The organism is Methylobacillus pratensis (assembly GCF_054072455.1).
Genome location: NZ_JBSUSR010000001.1, coordinates 786,618 through 803,877 on the forward strand (window position 1 = coordinate 786,618; position 17,260 = coordinate 803,877).

Consider the following 17,260-nt stretch of genomic DNA (forward strand, 5'->3'; position numbering starts at 1 on the left):
CTCATCTATCTTGATGAGGTTTTGTTTTATGTGAAGTATTACATCCGAACGCACTAGCAAAAACCATCCAAGCTTTAGATATTATCCCATCCATCTAACTTTCTGAAGGAGAACATACTTATCAGACAAAAGATGACGCTAAGATAGACAATAGCTTTACCAAGCAGGTAAATGAAAAAGATTACTGACTGCCATACCGTTGCAAACCCAAATCATCATGCTGGATATCCGCTTCTCTACCTGAAATAAGATCAGCCAGCAGCCTCCCCGAGCCGCAGGCCATGGTCCAGCCCAGGGTGCCGTGGCCGGTATTCAGATACAGGTTAGGGATAGATGTTGCACCGACAATCGGCGTGCCATCCGGCGTCATGGGGCGCAGGCCGGTCCAGAAACTGGTCTGGCTCAGGTCGGCGGCGCCGGGGAACAGGTCGTCGACGATCAGTCTCAACGTGCCTTCCCGCCTGGGACTGAGGCGGCGGTCGAAGCCGACCAGCTCGGCCATGCCGCCGACACGGATACGGTTGTCAAAGCGCGTGACGGCGGTCTTGTAGGTTTCATCCAGCACGGTCGACACGGGGGCCGAGGCCTCATCAATGATGGGAACGGTGATGGAATAGCCCTTGACCGGGTAAACGGGCAAATCGAGTACGCCCTTGAGGAAATCGGTGGAGTAGGCGGACAAGGCGACAACATAAGCATCCGCCTGCAAGCGCTCGCCACTCGCTATCACGCCGTTGACATGGCCGGATTCAATATCGAGACGGGAGATTTCCTGTCCGTAACGGAACTGCACGCCCTTGGCCGCCGCCATTTCCGCCAGCCGAACCGTGAACAGTTGGCAATCCCCGGTTTCATCGCGCGGCAGCCACAAGCCGCCCGTCAGCTTGTGCTTGACATGTTCCAGTGCAGGTTCCGCCTTGGCAAGCAATGACCTCGGCAGCAGCTCGAAGGGTACGTGAGCAAAGCGCAGCACTTCGATATCCCGCACCGCAGCATCCAGTTGCTCCTGGGTACGGAATAGTTGCAAGGTGCCTTGCTGCCTGCCTTCATATTCGATACCGGTATCGGCGCGGAGCTGGTCCAGGCAATCGCGGCTGTATTCGGCCAGGCGCACCATGCGCGCCTTGTTCTGCTCGTAACGCGTGGCCGTGCAATTCCGCAGCAACTGCCACATCCACCGCAGTTGCCGCCAAGAGCCGTCCGGCTTGATGAACAATGGCGCATGACGGCGCAGCATCCACTTGAGCGCCTTGAGGGGAACGCCCGGCGCGGCCCAGGGACTGGCATAGCCGGGAGAAACCTGCCCGGCGTTGGCAAAGCTGGTTTCAAGCGCTGGACCGGGCTGGCGGTCCAGCACGATGACTTCATGCCCGGCCTCGGCAAGATACCAAGCAGTCGTCACGCCGATCACGCCGCTGCCCAGGACGATCATTCTCACATTGCCTCCCCACTATGCCAGACCAGGCTAGCTTAGCATCAAGCCGGCATCCTGGGCGAGGCAGAGCCTATCTCTTAGAGCGGCTGACAAAATCCCTCTGGCATTGTTGCTCTGCCTTGCCGTACTCCATGTACTGCCGTCGACAGAGCGCCTGGCCAGAATCGTTTCACTGAGTTTTGTCGGCGGCTCTTAGCCGCCCCGGGCTTTGAGGTTGTTGTCCATGTTCATTGCATGAAATGCGCTGCGGCTTTGCACGCGCTGGTAAAACTGCAGCATGCGCTCGGCCTGCAAGCGTGCGGTCCAGCGCTTGGCTGCATAATGCAGGGCAGCCTCGCCCAGCTTGGCGCGCTTGCCGGGATTGGCAAACAGGCTGAACACCTTGGAGGCGAAAATACGCTCATCCTCAGGCGCAATCATCGCGCCCTCGCCTTCTATCAGGATGGACTTGGTGCCCAGCTCGGCCAATGCAACAACGGGTACGCCCTGCGCCATCGCTTCCAACAGCACCAGGCCTTGCGTCTCGGTCTTGGAAGCGAACACGAAGACATCCGCCGCCTTGTAGCAGGCATTCAGTTCGGTGTTGCGATCCAGGTAGCCGATGAACTTGATGTTGTCGCCCAGCGCCAGCTCGGTACTCAAGTCCTCCAGGTGTTTTTGCGCCGGCCCTTCCCCGGCAACGACCAGCAGCATGTCGGGCTGCTGGCGCCGTAGCTCGTTAGCCATGCGCAACAGGAAGTCGATATTCTTTTCATGGGCGACCCGGCCCACGAACAAGGCCACGGGCCGCTGGCGCGAAATGCCGTAACGGTCGCGGAAAGCCTCGCCGTCGGCTTCTTCAAAGCTTTTTTCCTGCAAACCGGTGGGAATCACCTCTGCGCTGGCCTTGACGCCATAGCTGCGCAGCGCGTCCAGCATGGGCTGCGATGGCGCGATCACGGCGTTGACCGCATTGCATTGCCGCCGTGACGTGCTGATCGCGATCTTGCGGGCCATGGACTGGGGTATCCATGGCAGATAGTGGTGCATGTAGTCTTCAAAGAAGGTGTGGTAGGTTTCCAGGCAGGGAATGTCCAGCAAGCGTGCGAGCTTGATGCCGAGATAATGCGCCACGAACGGGGTATGGATATGCACGACATCGTAATTCTCGTCGCGCAATTCCGGCAGCAGCTTGAGTACGGCACCGTAGCGCATCACCCTGTCTTCCGGGTCGAAATAGATGCTGCGAGCAGGAATGCGCTTGATCCAGGCTTCGTCTTCCGTCGCGACGCCGTAGTCCGGCGCGATCAGATGCACCTCGTGGCCCAGCGCCTGCATCTGGCTCACAAAAGTACGGATCGAGGTGGAAACCCCGTTCACACGGGGAAAATACACATCCGAGATGAACAATATCTTCACGCGCCCTGCTCCAGTATCAACAAACTCATATGGGTGAAGATACCTATGGATTGTGACGCTTCAATGAATTGCCATGCGCTCGTCACATTTTTTGACTAGACTTGCGCCATGAGGAATTTTTTCTGTTCATTCGTATTGTTCGCCCTATTGGCGCCCTCAACCGCCATGGCAGCGCGCCCGATGATTACCGACGATGCGCGTGTTGTCGATCCGCAAAGCTGCCAGCTCGAATCATGGGCAAAACGCAACCGTAACAGCACTGAATATTGGGCGTTGCCCGGATGCAGCCCGGCGGAGAACCTGGAGCTGACGCTCGGCGGGGCTATTACCCGCGAGGATCGCGCCTCGCAGAACACAGACCTGATGATGCAGGCGAAAGCATTGTTCAAGCCGCTGGAAACCAATAGCTACGGCTATGGCCTAGTCGTAGGCTATGCACAGCATCCCAGGCTGGACAACAATTCCAGCATGGTGGGCAACGCCTATGCCTACGTCCCGGTCAGTGCATCGTTCTTCAGCGACAAGTTGATCCTGCACGCCAACCTGGGCGCATTGCACGACAAGGAAAAAAGCCGGACTGACATGACTTGGGGATTTGGCTCGGAAATCCCGCTCGCAGGCAAATTGGACCTGATTGCGGAAACTTATGGAGATCATCGCTCGCGTCCCTATTACCAGGCAGGCTTGCGCTATTGGCTGGTACAGGACCGGGTACAGATCGACACGACCTACGGCAACCGCATGCACAACAATAGCGACGAACGCTGGCTCAGCATCGGCTTGCGCCTGCTCTCTGCCCCGCTTTGGTGAGGCGCGGCTGCGGCTGGCGAAAATACTTTAGCCGAAGATCAACAGGCTCCAGACCACCACCAGGTTGATTAGGGAAATCAATACGGCGGCACTGCCGATATCCTTGGCGCGCTTGGCAAGCTGGTGGTTTTCCAGCGAAATCCGGTCTACCGTCGCCTCGACCGCCGAGTTGAGTAACTCGACGATGATAACGAGCAGCACGCTGCCTATCATCAACGCCTTGGCAATCGCATCGTTGCCAAGGTAAATGGCCAAGGGAATCATGATCACCGCCATGAGCACTTCCTGGCGGAACGCGTCTTCATTGCGGTAAGCAGCCGCAAGCCCGTCGACAGAGTAGCCAAACGCATTGATCAGACGACGCAAACCGGTCTTGCCCTTGTACGGACTTTCCATGAATTCCTCGGAACAGAATGTGGGAGATTGAGCGCGGCAGTATAGCAAATTGCCGGCAGCCCCTGCCATTGTCACGATAACATCACGGAATTGCCACAATCCATTCATTGCCAGCCAGCACATTAACGGCATGAATACCGGCAAGATATTGACTTCATTGCTGTGGTTCACGCCAATCGTGGGCTACAGTGCGGACGCCCAGGCCTGGGGCCTGGTCACCCATGTCTACTTCGCCCACTCGCTGCTCTGGGCAATGCCGTTGCTCGACCCGCGCCTGCAACGCGCCATCAGCCGCTTCCCGCAACTGGTGATGGCAGGGGCATGCCTGCCGGACCTCGCCATCGTATCGCCGCGCTTCAGCCACAGCCATTATTGGGAAAACGCCCATCAAATGTTGGCCAATGCCAGCGGCGATGAGGAAACCGCAATTGCCATCGGCTACGCCAGCCACCTCTACATAGACGTCATCGCGCACAATCACTTCGTTCCCGCCCATGAAGCCATGTGGATGGAAGGCAGCATGATCACGCACATTGGCGCGGAATGGGCCATGGATGCCTACCTGGCCCCTTTACTGGAGCATACCCCTGCACAACTGTTGCTCAACCATCGGCATACCTTGGGACACTTTATCGCCCCCTACTTCAACTGCAGTCCGGCTGAAGCCACGCGCACCATATCCAGACTGGGAAAAGCCGACCGTCTGCTGCGCGTATCCCGCCTGCCAGGCATGATCTACCATGGCATGCGGCTCATGGATAAGCGCCTGTTCCGCAATTTTGCCTTCTACATAGCCAGGACCCAGAGCGCACTCGGTCATATCGGCACCCTATTGCAAGGCGGCAGGCCGCACTGGGAGCCGGAGCTCAACCACGTGCCAAGCGAGCAGATGCAACGCTGGCGCAAGCGCTGCCTGGCTGACCTCAAGCGCAGGCTCAATAGTCCGATCGAGTATTTTTACTGATCCTACCTGCCCGCAAGGGCGAGCGCAGCGAAGCCAAGTCGCTTTGGTTTTCCTCCCGTCTGGCTGCGCCGAGTAGCACAGCTTTTAATGGAAACAGGACTGGCGTCTGTTTGAGCGCAGCGAGTTCAGCCAGTCCCCATTAAAAGCGAGCAACGCAGGTTGCCCGGAACGTAGTGTAGGGACGCAGACAATCGGGTCGCCTTTTGGCTCCGCCGAAACTTCGTTTTCTTTCACCTATTTCTTTTGGCGAAACAAAAGAAATAGGTTCGCCCGGCGAGGCGAAACCCATCCTCGCGCAATCACAGCATAGATGCAGACTAAAAACCGTTGAGTTTGATTGGGTGGAGGGTTGGAGCTTGGATAGTAAGTTAAGCAACCATGGTCTTGACCACTATCACAGGTGATTGACCCGTTGTCTTTCGCTTGTCAGCGAGCCCCTTTATTTTGCTTCGCCAAAATAAAGGGACCAAATAAAAGGCGACCCCGGAGTCTGCGCCGGGAGCAAAGCTCCCGGTCCCCTGCGTGGCTCAATCTGTCTGGGCGCTTGCTGAACTCGCTACGCTCAGACAGACGCAAGCTCATTTTCCAGACAGATTTGCGCTACTCGGCGCAGCCAGACGGGGAAAACAAGTCAAACCCTCACTTGGCTTCGCTGCGCTCGCCATTGCAATGATGTGAGGGAAATAGAAACAGCTAGACGAAAAAGAAAGATATCGAGGCGATCAAGGCGCCAATTGCAGCACCTGCCAGCACATCGCTCGGATAATGCAACCCCAGCACCACGCGCGACATTGCCACCAGCACAGCAAACGGCAAGATCAGCATGCTGAGTTCCGGGTAATAGGCCAAGGCCACCATGCTGAATGCCACGGCATGCAGGGTATGGCCCGAGGGGAAGCTGAACTTATCGAGCGGCTTCCCGGCTAGCCAGACGTCCTGGTGCACAGCATATGGCCTTGGGCGCAGGGTCTTGCCCTTGAGCCATTTGTAAATCAACGTTCCGCTCAGGCCTACGACCATCATATGCAGGCTGGCCGCAATGCCGGCCTCGCCTTGCGTGAGGATAAGGCCCAGCATGATGGCATACCAGAACATGCCATCACCCAGACGGCTCACCAGACGGAAACTCCAGCGCACCAAACGATAATGGCTGCTGCGATTGACCTTGATGCACAAGGCACTGTCCAGCGCACAGATACGTTCAAGATAATTTGTCAGCGGTCGGTTATGCATGGGCGCAGATTCGCACTCCCTCATGACAAAACCGTGTCACTACGCTGAATTTATGATGACAGACACTTTTAGAGCGGCTAATAAAACCCAGCAAAGCTGGTCCTGGCTAGGCACTCTGCCGAGGACAGTAAAAGTAGTATGGCAAGACAAGCAACAACGCCAGGAGAGTTTTTTAGCCGCCTTAGTTTCCTGCTGCTTGCCGCACAACAGCGGCAATGTCCTCAGCCAAGCGCTGCACCAGAGATCGGTCCTGCCCTTCGACCATGACGCGGATCTTGGGCTCCGTGCCGGAAGCGCGCAGCAAGACGCGGCCGCTACCGTTTAATGCGTCCTCGGCAGTTTTAACAGCAGCCTGCAATGCAGCGTTACCGTCCAGGTCAATGCGTTGCGCGACCTTGACGTTGATGAGCACCTGCGGATAGAGCGGCAAGCGCTTGCCCCAGTCGGCCAGGGTCAGGCCGGAGGCACGCAAGGCGTGCAGCACCTGCAATGCGGCGATGATGCCATCGCCGCTGCTGTGCTTGTCCAGACAGAGGATGTGCCCAGAATTTTCCCCGCCCAGTTGCCATTCATTGGCATTGAGCAATTCCAGCACGTAGCGGTCACCAACCTTGGCACGCTGGAACGGGATGCCCTCTTTGCCAAGCGCATGTTCGAGCGCCAGGTTGGTCATGAGGGTGCCGACCACCCCGCCACCCAACCGGCCACGTTGATGACGATGGTGGGCGATGATGTAGAGCAGCTGGTCGCCATCCAGCAGTTGGCCTTGGCTGTCGACCATGACCACGCGGTCGCCGTCGCCATCGAACGCGATGCCTAAGTCGGTCTGGTGCTCTACCACGGCCTGCTGCAAGGACTCCGGATGGGTGGAGCCGACGTCCAGGTTGATGTTCAAGCCATTCGGCTGGGTACCGATGCTGATGACTTCGGCGCCCAGCTCATGGAATACCGGAGGGGCCACATGGTAGGTCGCCCCGTTAGCGCAATCGAGCACGATCTTCAGCCCGCGCAAATCCAACGCATTAGGGAAAGTGCTCTTGCAGAACTCGATATAGCGGCCTGCTGCGTCGTCAATCCGCTTTACCCGGCCGATCTGCTCCGTCGGGACCAGCTCCATGGGCTGGTCCAATTCGGCCTCGATGGCAAGTTCTACCTCGTCCGGCAACTTGGTGCCCTGCGCCGAGAAAAACTTGATGCCGTTATCATCAAACGGGTTATGGGATGCCGAAATCACGATGCCGGCCTGCGCACGCTGCGCTCGGGTCACATGCGCGATGGCGGGCGTCGGCAACGGCCCGGTGATACGGACATTGACGCCGCCTGCGCACAGGCCGGAGACCAGTGCCGTCTCGAACATATACCCCGAGATGCGGGTATCCTTGCCGATAATCACCAGCGGCTTGGTGCCGGGCGCCAGGTGATGGTCCATGCGTGTCAATACGCGGCCCGCCGCATAACCCAGACGCATGACAAAATCCGGGGTGATGGGAAATGTCCCCACCTTGCCGCGCACACCATCCGTACCAAAATATTTTCTGCTCATTTTTTATGACTCGTTAAATTTTTTACCAGCGCCGCTCATGCATTGATGACGGCATCGACTACCTTGAGCGCATCCACCGTGGCCTTCACGTCGTGCACCCGCACGATACGGCCGCCCTTCATTGCCGAAATCACCGACGCCGCCAGGCTGGCATGCAGCCGTTGATCGACGTCACTACCGACGATCTGCCCAAGCACGGACTTGCGCGACAAGCCGACCAGCAAGGGTCGGCCCAGCTCCAGGATATCCGGCAGGCCGTTGAGCAGGGCAATATTATGCACCGTGCGCTTGCCGAAACCGAAGCCCGGGTCGAGCACGATGCGTTCGGCAGGGATGCCCGCCGCTGCACATGCCTGCAGGCGTTGCAGCAGGAATGCCTTTACTTCCTGCACCACGTCCTGATAGACCGGGTCCTGCTGCATGGTCTGCGGCGTCCCCTGCATATGCATGACGCAAACCCCGGCATTGCCTTCCACAGCCGCCTGCAATGCGCCAGGCTCCTGCAAGCCGCGAATGTCGTTGATGATGGCGGCACCGGCTTTCACCGCTTCGCGCATCACTTGCGGCTTATAGGTGTCAATGGAAAGCGGCACATCGACTTCCCTTGCCAGGCGCTCTATCACGGGAATCACCCGCTCCAGCTCCTCCTCCAAACCGACTGGCGTCGCATTGGGCCGGGTCGACTCGCCGCCGATGTCGAGAATATCAGCTCCCTCGGCTACCAGCTGTAAGGCATGCGAGACGGCCAGCTCGGTCGAGGCATAGCGCCCGCCGTCTGAAAAGGAATCCGGAGTGACATTGACGATGCCCATGACATGGGGCCGGGTGAGGTCAAGCTGGTACTTGCCGCAAATGAATTGGTTACAGATTGGCATATTTCATCAACAGACGGAAACAATAAAGGCCACAAGTCCCGAAGTGTTTGCTTTCGAGTCAATGTGGCCTAGAAGCGGGAACTGAATCAGGCTTTGGCAGCAGGCTGTGGCGCTGGCTCTGTGGTCGTGCCGCCGCCATTGTCGCTATCTGCGGCAGGCTTGCTGCTGGATGGCGCTGGCTTGGGCGGACGTGGCGGCTTGCCTTCCATGATGTCCTGGATTTGTTCCGCATCGATGGTTTCCCATTCCAGCAAGGCCGCCGTCATCACTTCCACCTTGTCGCGGTTGTCTTCCAGCAGCTTGCGCGCCACGGCATATTGCTCGTCCAGGATGCGGCGGATTTCCGCATCCACCTTTTGCTGGGTCGCCTCGGACACGGTCTTGGCCGACATGCTGCCAAAGAAGGAGTCCTGCTCGTTGCCTGCGTACACCATGGTGCCCAATACATCGGACATGCCGTACTTGGTGACCATGTCGCGCGCGATCTTGGTGGCGCGCTCGAAGTCGTTGGAAGCACCGGTCGACATCTGGTTCATGAAGATCTCTTCCGCGATGCGGCCGCCGAACAGGATGGAGATTTCCTCCAGCATCTTGTCCTTGTAGTTGCTGATGCGGTCGTGCTCGGGCAATTGCCAGGTCAGGCCTAGCGCCCAGCCACGCGGCATGATGGTCACCTTGTGCACAGGGTCGGCGTGCGGCAGCAGGGCTGCAACCACGGCATGGCCGGATTCATGGTAAGCCGTATTGCGGCGCTCTTCCTCGCGCATGATCATGGACTTGCGTTCTGGACCCATGAATATCTTGTCCTTGGCATCCTCGAAGTCCTGCATGTCCACGGTACGCTTGTTGCGGCGCGCAGCGAACAGCGCCGCCTCATTGACCAGGTTGGCCAGGTCGGCGCCCGAGAAGCCCGGCGTGCCCCGCGCGAGGATATCGGCCTTGACGTCGGCGTCGATAGGCACCTTGCGCATGTGCACTTTGAGGATTTGCTCACGGCCGCGGATGTCGGGCAGGCCCACCATCACCTGGCGGTCGAAACGGCCGGGACGCAGCAATGCTTTGTCCAACACATCGGCACGGTTGGTCGCAGCGATCACGATCACGCCGGAATTGGCCTCGAAACCGTCCATCTCAACCAACATCTGGTTAAGGGTCTGTTCGCGCTCGTCGTTGCCGCCACCGGTGCCCGCACCGCGATGGCGGCCCACGGCATCGATTTCATCGATAAAGATGATGCAAGGCGAATTCTTCTTGGCCTGCTCGAACATGTCGCGCACGCGCGCAGCGCCCACGCCGACGAACATTTCAACAAAGTCGGAACCGGAAATCGTGAAGAAAGGCACCTTGGCTTCGCCGGCGATGGCTTTGGCAAGCAATGTCTTACCGGTCCCTGGAGGGCCCACCATCAGCACGCCGCGCGGGATGCGTCCGCCCAGCTTCTGGAACTTGGTCGGGTCGCGCAGGAATTCCACAAGTTCGGAAACCTCTTCCTTGGCTTCGTCGCAACCAGCCACATCCGCGAAAGTAGTGTGGTTAGAGTTTTCATCGAGCTGGCGCGCCTTGCTCTTGCCGAACGAGAACGCACCGCCCTTGCCGCCGCCCTGCATCTGGCGCATAAAGAAAATCCAGACGCCGATTAGCAGCAGCATGGGGAACCATGACACGAAGATGCTCATGAGGATGGATGGCTCCTCGTCGGGCTTGGCTTCCACCGTCACGTTGTTCTTGAGCAAGTCGGACACCAGCCATGGGTCGGAAGGCGCATAGGTATTGAACTTGCGGCCTTCGTTGGTCACGCCGCGCAGCACGCGTCCGTCGATGGTGACCTTGGCGATCCTGCCCTCTTTCACCTCATTGATGAACTGCGAATACACCACCTGGCTCTCGGAAGAACCCTTGGGGCCGAACTGGTTGAAAACCGTCATGAGCACCAGGGCCACAATCAGCCAGATGGCAACGTTCTTTACGATGTTATTCAAAGTCCTGATCCTTATTCAATGGACATTTACTGCTTTATTCTAAACCTATTTGCACCGTCATGCCCCACAATTCAGGCATTCTTGCGCTTCAGGCCCAGAAGATAAACTTCACTGCTGCGGTCCCGCGACGCCTTGGGTTTGCGCGTCACTACTTTCTCGAAACTTTCACGCATTGCCAGCACAATCTCGTCGAAGCCGGAGCCGATGAACACTTTGACCAGGAAATTGCCCCCCGGTTTCAACCATTCCCGGCTAAACTCCAGTGCAAGCTCGGTGAGGTAGGCCGCCCTTGCCTGGTCCACGTCACTGATGCCACTGATATTGGGGGCCATATCTGCAATTACAAGGTCTACCGGCTTGCCATTCAGGCTTTTTTCCAGGGCCTGTAGGATTTCCTCTTCGCGGAAATCCCCCTGGATGAACTCCACACCGGGCACCGGCGGCATTTCCAGGATATCCAGGGCGATCACGCGCCCTTGCCCGGCAAGACGCTGGATTGCCACTTGCGACCAGCTTCCGGGTGCGGACCCCAGGTCGACGATCGTCATGCCCGGCTTGATCAGCTGGTCTTTTTCATCGATCTCTAGCAATTTGTAGGCTGCGCGGGCGCGATAGCCATCCCGTTGCGCACGCTTGACGAACTCGTCATTCACATGCTCCTGCAACCAAGCTTTACTGGTAGGTCGGCGTTTCATCTGCTAAACTGCGAGCCTTTTCGAATCAACAAGATAAATCAATTGAATTCCAAACAAATCAGCTTTTTGCGTGGCCTGGGCCACGACCTGCATCCTGTAGTGATGATAGGTAATAACGGCCTGTCGGAGCAGGTCTTGAAAGAGATTGAAGTCAGCCTGAAGTCGCATGAACTGATCAAGATCAAGGTATTCGGCGATGACCGCGCAGCCCGGGTAGCCATGCTGCAGGAAATCTGCGAGAAGACCGGCGCCATTCCCGTGCACCATATCGGCAAGCAGCTCATTATCTACCGCCAGGCAGAGCAGCCCAGGATCACGATCCCCAAATAAAAGACAATGAAGCCGCACGCAACCTGGGCCACCCAGGCTTGCATGCGGCTTTGGCTTATTGCCTCGCCTTGAAAACCAGCACCAGCCCCAATAGGCTCTGAATCAGGTATCCCACGCTGGCAATCCCGTGCACCAGGCTGAACTGGTCCGCAAAGTCGCTATGCATCACGTCGGAAGGCAGAGCCTGCGCCTTCAACTCCGCCATCATGGGCTGTATGACTAACTGCCCGCCGATCGCGATCAGGAGCATGATGACCACGGCCCAGAAAAAGCCTTGCTTCAATGCGAACACTCCTGAACGCAGCAAGCGGTGCAGCAACAGATAGGCCGCACTGGCAAAACCGATGTAGGCTACCAGCTCAAACAATCGTCCCGCCAGGTTGCCGGCCAGCTGCTTGTCTGCCGCAAGCTGGCCGAACAGGCTAGGTGCCACGACATAGCCCACCACCCATAAAGCCCCTACCCACAAGGTAATGACGATCAATGCCAACCGGTCAGACCATACGTTCATACCGCCGCCTTGTTTAGATGTTAGATGTATTGCACGTTAAGCACTTCATAGGAACGCAGGCCGCCCGGGGCCACCACTTCGGCGACATCGCCTTCGACCTTGCCGATCAATGCCCGCGCAATCGGCGAGCCGATCGAAATCTTACCGCTCTTGATGTCGGCCTCGTCATCGCCCACGATCTGATAGGTGGCGACATCGCCGCTATCGAGATCTTCCACTTCGACAGTGGCGCCGAACACGCAGCGGCCATCCGCATTCAAGGTGACCGGGTCGATGACCATCGCATTCGACAGCTTGGCCTCGATCTCGGCAATCCGCCCCTCGATAAAACTTTGACGTTCCTTGGCGGCATCATACTCCGCATTTTCAGAAAGATCGCCCTGGGCGCGCGCTTCCGCAATCGCCTGGATCACCTGGGGGCGGTCGACGCTGCGCAGGCGCTGCAGTTCCGCCTTGAGCAGTTCGGCGCCTTTGACTGTGATTGGAATCTGATTCATTTGTTATTCCCTGGAATTCCGCATTGATAAAGATAACGAAGCATTTCTTGCCGGGCCTCGGGCATGCATGCCGTGAATAAAAATAAAAACCACACCTGGAAGTACAGGCGTGGTCTGGTTCGCAACTATCTTATTACTTAGGAAGCTGCTTATGCAAGCTTTGCAAGGACTGCACTTCCAGTTCCTGCATGTGAGCCATGCCGATGCAGGCAGCCTTGGCACCGGCCAGCGTGGTGTAATAGGTCACCTTCTGCTGCAGGGCGCTGCGGCGGATTTCATAGGAGTCCGCCACGGCACGTTTGTCCTCGGTCACATTGACAATAAAGCTAATCTCGCCGTTCTTGATCATGTCCACGATGTGCGGGCGTCCTTCCGCCACCTTGTTCACCGGCGTCACGCTCAATCCGGCTTCGGTCAACGCGCCGGCAGTGCCGCGGGTAGCCACCAGCTGGAACCCGAGCCCGGCCAGGGCCTGTGCGATTTCGACCACGCGCTCGCGATCTTCGCGCCGTACGCTGATGAACGCCTTGCCGCCCTTGGGCAGCTTGGTGCCGGAGCCGAGCTGCGACTTGACGAAGGCTTCGGCAAAGGTCTTGCCCACGCCCATCACCTCGCCTGTGGATTTCATTTCAGGACCTAGGATGGTATCCACGCCGGGGAACTTGATGAATGGGAATACCGCTTCCTTCACGGAATAGTAAGGCGGCACGACCTCGCGGGTCACGCCCTGCTCCTTGAGCTTGCGCCCGGTCATGCAGCGCGCTGCGATCTTGGCCAGTTGCAGGCCGCAGGCCTTTGATACGAACGGTACAGTGCGGGACGCGCGCGGATTAACTTCTAGCACGTAAACAGTATTGCCCTGAATCGCGAACTGCACGTTCATGAGACCGACTACGCCCAGCGCCTTTGCCATTTTGACGGTCTGCTCGCGCAACTCGTCCTGCATCGCAGCCGATAAGCTGTATGGCGGCAGCGAACATGCGGAATCGCCTGAGTGAACGCCGGCCTGTTCCACGTGCTCCATGATGCCTCCGATGATCACGTCTTCGCCGTCGGAAAGCGCATCCACATCCACTTCGAGCGCATCGTTAAGGAAGCGGTCGAGCAATACCGGGGACTCGTTGGACACCTTGACGGCCTCGCGCATGTAGCGCTCGAGCTGTGCCTGCTCATGCACGATTTCCATCGCGCGGCCACCCAGTACGTAAGAAGGACGTACCACCAATGGATAGCCGATTTCCTGTGCCAGGCGGATCGCCTCTTCAGGCGTACGCGCCGTGCGGTTGGGCGGCTGCTTCAGGTCGAGTTCCTGCAGCATCTGCTGGAAGCGCTCGCGGTCTTCCGCACGGTCGATCGCATCAGGGCTGGTGCCGATGATGGGCACGCCGGCCTTCTCCAGGTCGCGCGCGAGTTTGAGCGGAGTCTGTCCGCCATACTGCACGATCACGCCCTCCGGCTTTTCCAACGCCACGATTTCCAGCACGTCTTCCAGCGTCAATGGCTCGAAATAGAGGCGGTCGGAAGTGTCGTAATCGGTGGAAACGGTTTCCGGGTTGCAATTGACCATGATGGTCTCATAGCCATCTTCGCGCATCGCGAAGGCGGCATGCACGCAGCAATAGTCGAACTCGATGCCCTGGCCGATACGATTTGGTCCGCCGCCCAGCACCATGATCTTCTTCTTGCTGGTCGGCTGCGCCTCGCACTCTTCCTCATAGGTGGAGTACATATAGGCGGTGTCTGTCGAGAATTCTGCGGCGCAGGTATCCACGCGCTTGTAGACCGGACGCACGTTCAATGCCTGGCGGTAGGCGCGCACGGCATGCTGGTCTGTGCCCAGCAGCCTGGCGAGGCGCTTGTCGGAGAAGCCGCGGCGCTTGAGCTGGAACAGCGCGTCGCGATCCAGGTCGGCGAGGTGGCGGCCCTTGAGCGCCTGCTCGCGCTTGATGATGTCCTCAATCTGCACCAGGAACCAGCGGTCGATCTTGGAAAGGTCGAATATCTGGTCCACCGTCAGGCCGGCGCGGAACGCATCGCCCACATACCAGATACGCTCAGGGCCGGGCTCGCCAAGTTCCTTCTGAATTTCGTCCAGGTCGACAGTCTTTTCATCCAAGCCATCCACGCCCACTTCAAGGCCGCGCAGGGCCTTCTGGAACGATTCCTGGAAAGTGCGGCCGATCGCCATCACTTCGCCCACGGACTTCATCTGCGTCGTCAGGCGGGAATCGGCCTGCGGGAATTTCTCGAACGCGAAACGCGGGATCTTGGTGACGACGTAATCAATGGAAGGCTCGAAGGAAGCCGGTGTCGCGCCGCCCGTAATCTCGTTGCGCAGCTCGTCTAGCGTAAAACCAACCGCAAGCTTGGCTGCCACCTTGGCAATCGGGAAACCAGTGGCCTTGGAGGCCAAGGCGGATGAGCGCGACACGCGCGGGTTCATCTCGATCACGATCATGCGGCCGTCGTCGGGATTGATCGCGAACTGCACATTGGAGCCGCCGGTATCCACGCCGATCTCGCGCAATACCGCCAGAGAGGCGTTGCGCATGATCTGGTATTCCTTGTCGGTCAGGGTCTGCGCCGGCGCCACAGTGATCGAGTCGCCGGTATGCACGCCCATCGGGTCAAGGTTCTCGATGGAGCAGATGATGATGCAGTTGTCCTTGCTGTCACGGACCACTTCCATCTCGTATTCTTTCCAGCCGAGCAGGGATTCCTCGATCAGCAGCTCGCTGGTCGGAGAGGCCTCGAGGCCGCGCTCGCAAATCGTGATGAACTCTTCACGGTTGTAGGCAATGCCGCCGCCGCTGCCGCCCATGGTGAACGACGGGCGGATGATGGCGGGATAACCGATCGAGGCCTGCACCTGCAGCGCCTCTTCCATGCTGTGCGCCACTGCTGAGCGGGCGGAGCCCAGGCCGATCTTGGTCATGGCCTGCTTGAACTTCTCGCGGTCCTCGGCCTTGTCGATGGCTTCCTTGGAAGCGCCGATCAGCTCGACATTGTATTTTTCCAGCACGCCATGCTTGGCCAGGTCCAATGCGCAGTTCAAGGCAGTCTGCCCGCCCATGGTCGGCAGCAAGGCGTCCGGGCGCTCGATGGCAATGATCTTCTCGACGATTTGCCAGGTGACGGGCTCGATGTAGGTTGCATCCGCCATGTCCGGGTCGGTCATGATGGTCGCCGGGTTGGAGTTGACCAGGATGACGCGGTAGCCTTCCTCACGCAACGCCTTGCATGCCTGGGCGCCGGAATAGTCGAATTCACAGGCCTGGCCGATCACGATCGGGCCGGCGCCTATGATGAGTATGGATTTGATATCGGTACGTTTTGCCATGGTATTTATTGCTTTTGCTGTCCCATCAGGTTGATGAAGCGGTCAAACAGGTAGCTCATCTCGTTAGGGCCCGGGCTGGCTTCCGGATGGCCCTGGAAGCTGAACGCAGGCTTGTCGGTACGGGCGATCCCTTGCAGGCTGCCATCGAACAAGGAGACATGGGTAGACTTGAGGTTGGCAGGCAGACTTTCAGGATCGACCGCAAAGCCATGATTCTGGCTGGTGATGAACACGCGCTTGTCGTCCAGGTCCTGCACCGGATGGTTGGCGCCGTGATGGCCGAACTTCATCTTGACGGTCTTGGCGCCGCTCGCGAGGGCCAGCAGTTGGTGCCCCAGGCAGATGCCGAATACTGGCACCCCGGTATCGACCAATGTGCTGATGGCCTTGATCGCGTAATCGCAAGGCTCCGGGTCTCCCGGGCCGTTGGAAAGGAATATCCCGTCGGGATTCAACGCCAACGCTTCCTCGGCAGTCGCCTGGGCTGGGAGGATGGTGACCTTGCAGCCGCGCTCCACCAACATGCGCAGGATGTTGTGCTTGACGCCGTAGTCGAAAGCGACCACGTTGAACTTGGCATGATCTTGGGCGGCATAGCCTTCCCCAAGCTTCCATTCGCCCAGATCAAATGTGCCGGCGTCCTTGCGGCTGACCACCTTGGCCAGGTCCATGCCGGCCAGGCCAGGGAAGCTGCGCGCCAACTCCAGCGCGCGCGCCTCGTCCACCTCGCCGGCGATGATACAGCCTGCCTGCGCGCCTTTTTCACGCAGGATGCGAGTGAGTTTGCGGGTATCGATATCGGCAATGGCCACCACGTTGTTTTCGGCCAGGTATTCTGACAGGGGTTTCTCGCTGCGCCAGCTGCTGCTCAGCAAGGGCAGGTCGCGAATGACGAGGCCGCTTGCATAGACGTGCCCGGACTCGACGTCCTCCACATTGACCCCGACGTTGCCGATATGCGGGTAGGTCAATGTCACGATTTGCTTGGTATAGGATGGGTCGGTGAGAATTTCCTGATAACCGGTGATGGAGGTGTTGAAAACCACCTCCCCTACAGTCTCACCCAAGGCACCGATTGAAATGCCCCTGAACACTGTCCCGTCTGCGAGCACAAGTACGGCTGGGGTTTGCGGCAATTCTAACTCCTTGTAACTATTTGATATTCCGCACAAAGACAAGCACGGAAAGCGGATGTGCAAAGCGGGACGGGCTCCCGCCCATCCCGCTTTAATTTTTGCAGAATTATAGCCTAAA

At 58.3% G+C, this 17,260-nt stretch carries 15 protein-coding genes; 3 read left to right on the top strand and 12 right to left on the bottom strand.

What is annotated here, in order from left to right:
• Positions 1-181: 181 nt before the first annotated feature.
• Together ACW4YW_RS03570 and ACW4YW_RS03575 are read right to left on the bottom strand one after the other, a co-directional pair.
• The gene (locus ACW4YW_RS03570; protein WP_457136298.1) at positions 182-1,438 is read right to left on the bottom strand and encodes a D-amino acid dehydrogenase; all 1,257 of its coding nucleotides are present in this window, start codon (positions 1,436-1,438) and stop codon (positions 182-184) included.
• Positions 1,439-1,627: 189 nt separating this feature from the next.
• Positions 1,628-2,833: a glycosyltransferase gene (locus ACW4YW_RS03575; RefSeq protein WP_457136299.1), complete on the bottom strand. Its 1,206-nt coding sequence runs from the start codon at positions 2,831-2,833 to the stop codon at positions 1,628-1,630.
• Between the two features lie 108 nt (positions 2,834-2,941).
• On the opposite strand from ACW4YW_RS03575, the gene ACW4YW_RS03580 reads away from it, so the two are divergent.
• Complete coding sequence (locus ACW4YW_RS03580; RefSeq protein WP_457136300.1) at positions 2,942-3,643, top strand: hypothetical protein; 702 nt, start codon at positions 2,942-2,944, stop codon at positions 3,641-3,643.
• 27 nt (positions 3,644-3,670) lie between these two features.
• Here the strand turns inward: ACW4YW_RS03580 and ACW4YW_RS03585 are convergent, their stop codons facing one another.
• Positions 3,671-4,039 carry a diacylglycerol kinase gene (locus tag ACW4YW_RS03585; RefSeq protein ID WP_457136301.1) on the bottom strand — a complete coding sequence of 123 codons (369 nt, stop codon included), beginning with the start codon at positions 4,037-4,039 and terminating at the stop codon, positions 3,671-3,673.
• Positions 4,040-4,169: 130 nt separating this feature from the next.
• On the opposite strand from ACW4YW_RS03585, the gene ACW4YW_RS03590 reads away from it, so the two are divergent.
• Complete coding sequence (locus ACW4YW_RS03590) at positions 4,170-5,003, top strand: zinc dependent phospholipase C family protein (protein ID WP_457136302.1); 834 nt, start codon at positions 4,170-4,172, stop codon at positions 5,001-5,003.
• Positions 5,004-5,696: 693 nt separating this feature from the next.
• Here the strand turns inward: ACW4YW_RS03590 and ACW4YW_RS03595 are convergent.
• The 5 genes from ACW4YW_RS03595 to rlmE all read right to left on the bottom strand — a co-directional run bounded on the left by ACW4YW_RS03595 (position 5,697) and on the right by rlmE (position 11,328).
• Positions 5,697-6,236: a phosphatase PAP2 family protein gene (locus tag ACW4YW_RS03595; protein WP_457136303.1), complete on the bottom strand. Its 540-nt coding sequence runs from the start codon at positions 6,234-6,236 to the stop codon at positions 5,697-5,699.
• Between the two features lie 181 nt (positions 6,237-6,417).
• Complete coding sequence (gene glmM / locus ACW4YW_RS03600) at positions 6,418-7,779, bottom strand: phosphoglucosamine mutase (protein ID WP_457136304.1); 1,362 nt, start codon at positions 7,777-7,779, stop codon at positions 6,418-6,420.
• Between the two features lie 35 nt (positions 7,780-7,814).
• Positions 7,815-8,654, bottom strand: a complete 840-nt coding sequence (folP, locus tag ACW4YW_RS03605; RefSeq protein WP_457136305.1) for a dihydropteroate synthase — start codon at positions 8,652-8,654, stop codon at positions 7,815-7,817.
• 86 nt (positions 8,655-8,740) lie between these two features.
• Positions 8,741-10,633 carry an ATP-dependent zinc metalloprotease FtsH gene (ftsH, locus tag ACW4YW_RS03610; RefSeq protein WP_457136306.1) on the bottom strand — a complete coding sequence of 631 codons (1,893 nt, stop codon included), beginning with the start codon at positions 10,631-10,633 and terminating at the stop codon, positions 8,741-8,743.
• A gap of 71 nt (positions 10,634-10,704) precedes the next feature.
• On the bottom strand, positions 10,705-11,328 hold the full coding sequence (rlmE, locus tag ACW4YW_RS03615; protein ID WP_457136307.1) for a 23S rRNA (uridine(2552)-2'-O)-methyltransferase RlmE: 624 nt from the start codon (positions 11,326-11,328) through the stop codon (positions 10,705-10,707).
• Positions 11,329-11,361: 33 nt separating this feature from the next.
• On the opposite strand from rlmE, the gene ACW4YW_RS03620 reads away from it, so the two are divergent.
• Entirely contained in the window at positions 11,362-11,658 is a 297-nt protein-coding gene (locus ACW4YW_RS03620; RefSeq protein WP_457136499.1) for a YhbY family RNA-binding protein, read from the top strand.
• Between the two features lie 55 nt (positions 11,659-11,713).
• Here the strand turns inward: ACW4YW_RS03620 and ACW4YW_RS03625 are convergent, their stop codons facing one another.
• From ACW4YW_RS03625 to carA, 4 genes are all read right to left on the bottom strand, one after another.
• Positions 11,714-12,169, bottom strand: a complete 456-nt coding sequence (locus ACW4YW_RS03625; protein WP_457136308.1) for a DUF4149 domain-containing protein — start codon at positions 12,167-12,169, stop codon at positions 11,714-11,716.
• A 20-nt stretch (positions 12,170-12,189) separates the two neighbouring features.
• A complete protein-coding gene (greA, locus tag ACW4YW_RS03630) occupies positions 12,190-12,666 on the bottom strand; it encodes a transcription elongation factor GreA (protein WP_457136309.1) in 477 nt (158 codons plus the stop codon).
• 133 nt (positions 12,667-12,799) lie between these two features.
• Complete coding sequence (carB, locus tag ACW4YW_RS03635; protein ID WP_457136310.1) at positions 12,800-16,006, bottom strand: carbamoyl-phosphate synthase large subunit; 3,207 nt, start codon at positions 16,004-16,006, stop codon at positions 12,800-12,802.
• A 5-nt stretch (positions 16,007-16,011) separates the two neighbouring features.
• Complete coding sequence (gene carA / locus ACW4YW_RS03640; RefSeq protein WP_457136311.1) at positions 16,012-17,142, bottom strand: glutamine-hydrolyzing carbamoyl-phosphate synthase small subunit; 1,131 nt, start codon at positions 17,140-17,142, stop codon at positions 16,012-16,014.
• Between the last annotated feature and the right edge of the window lie 118 nt (positions 17,143-17,260).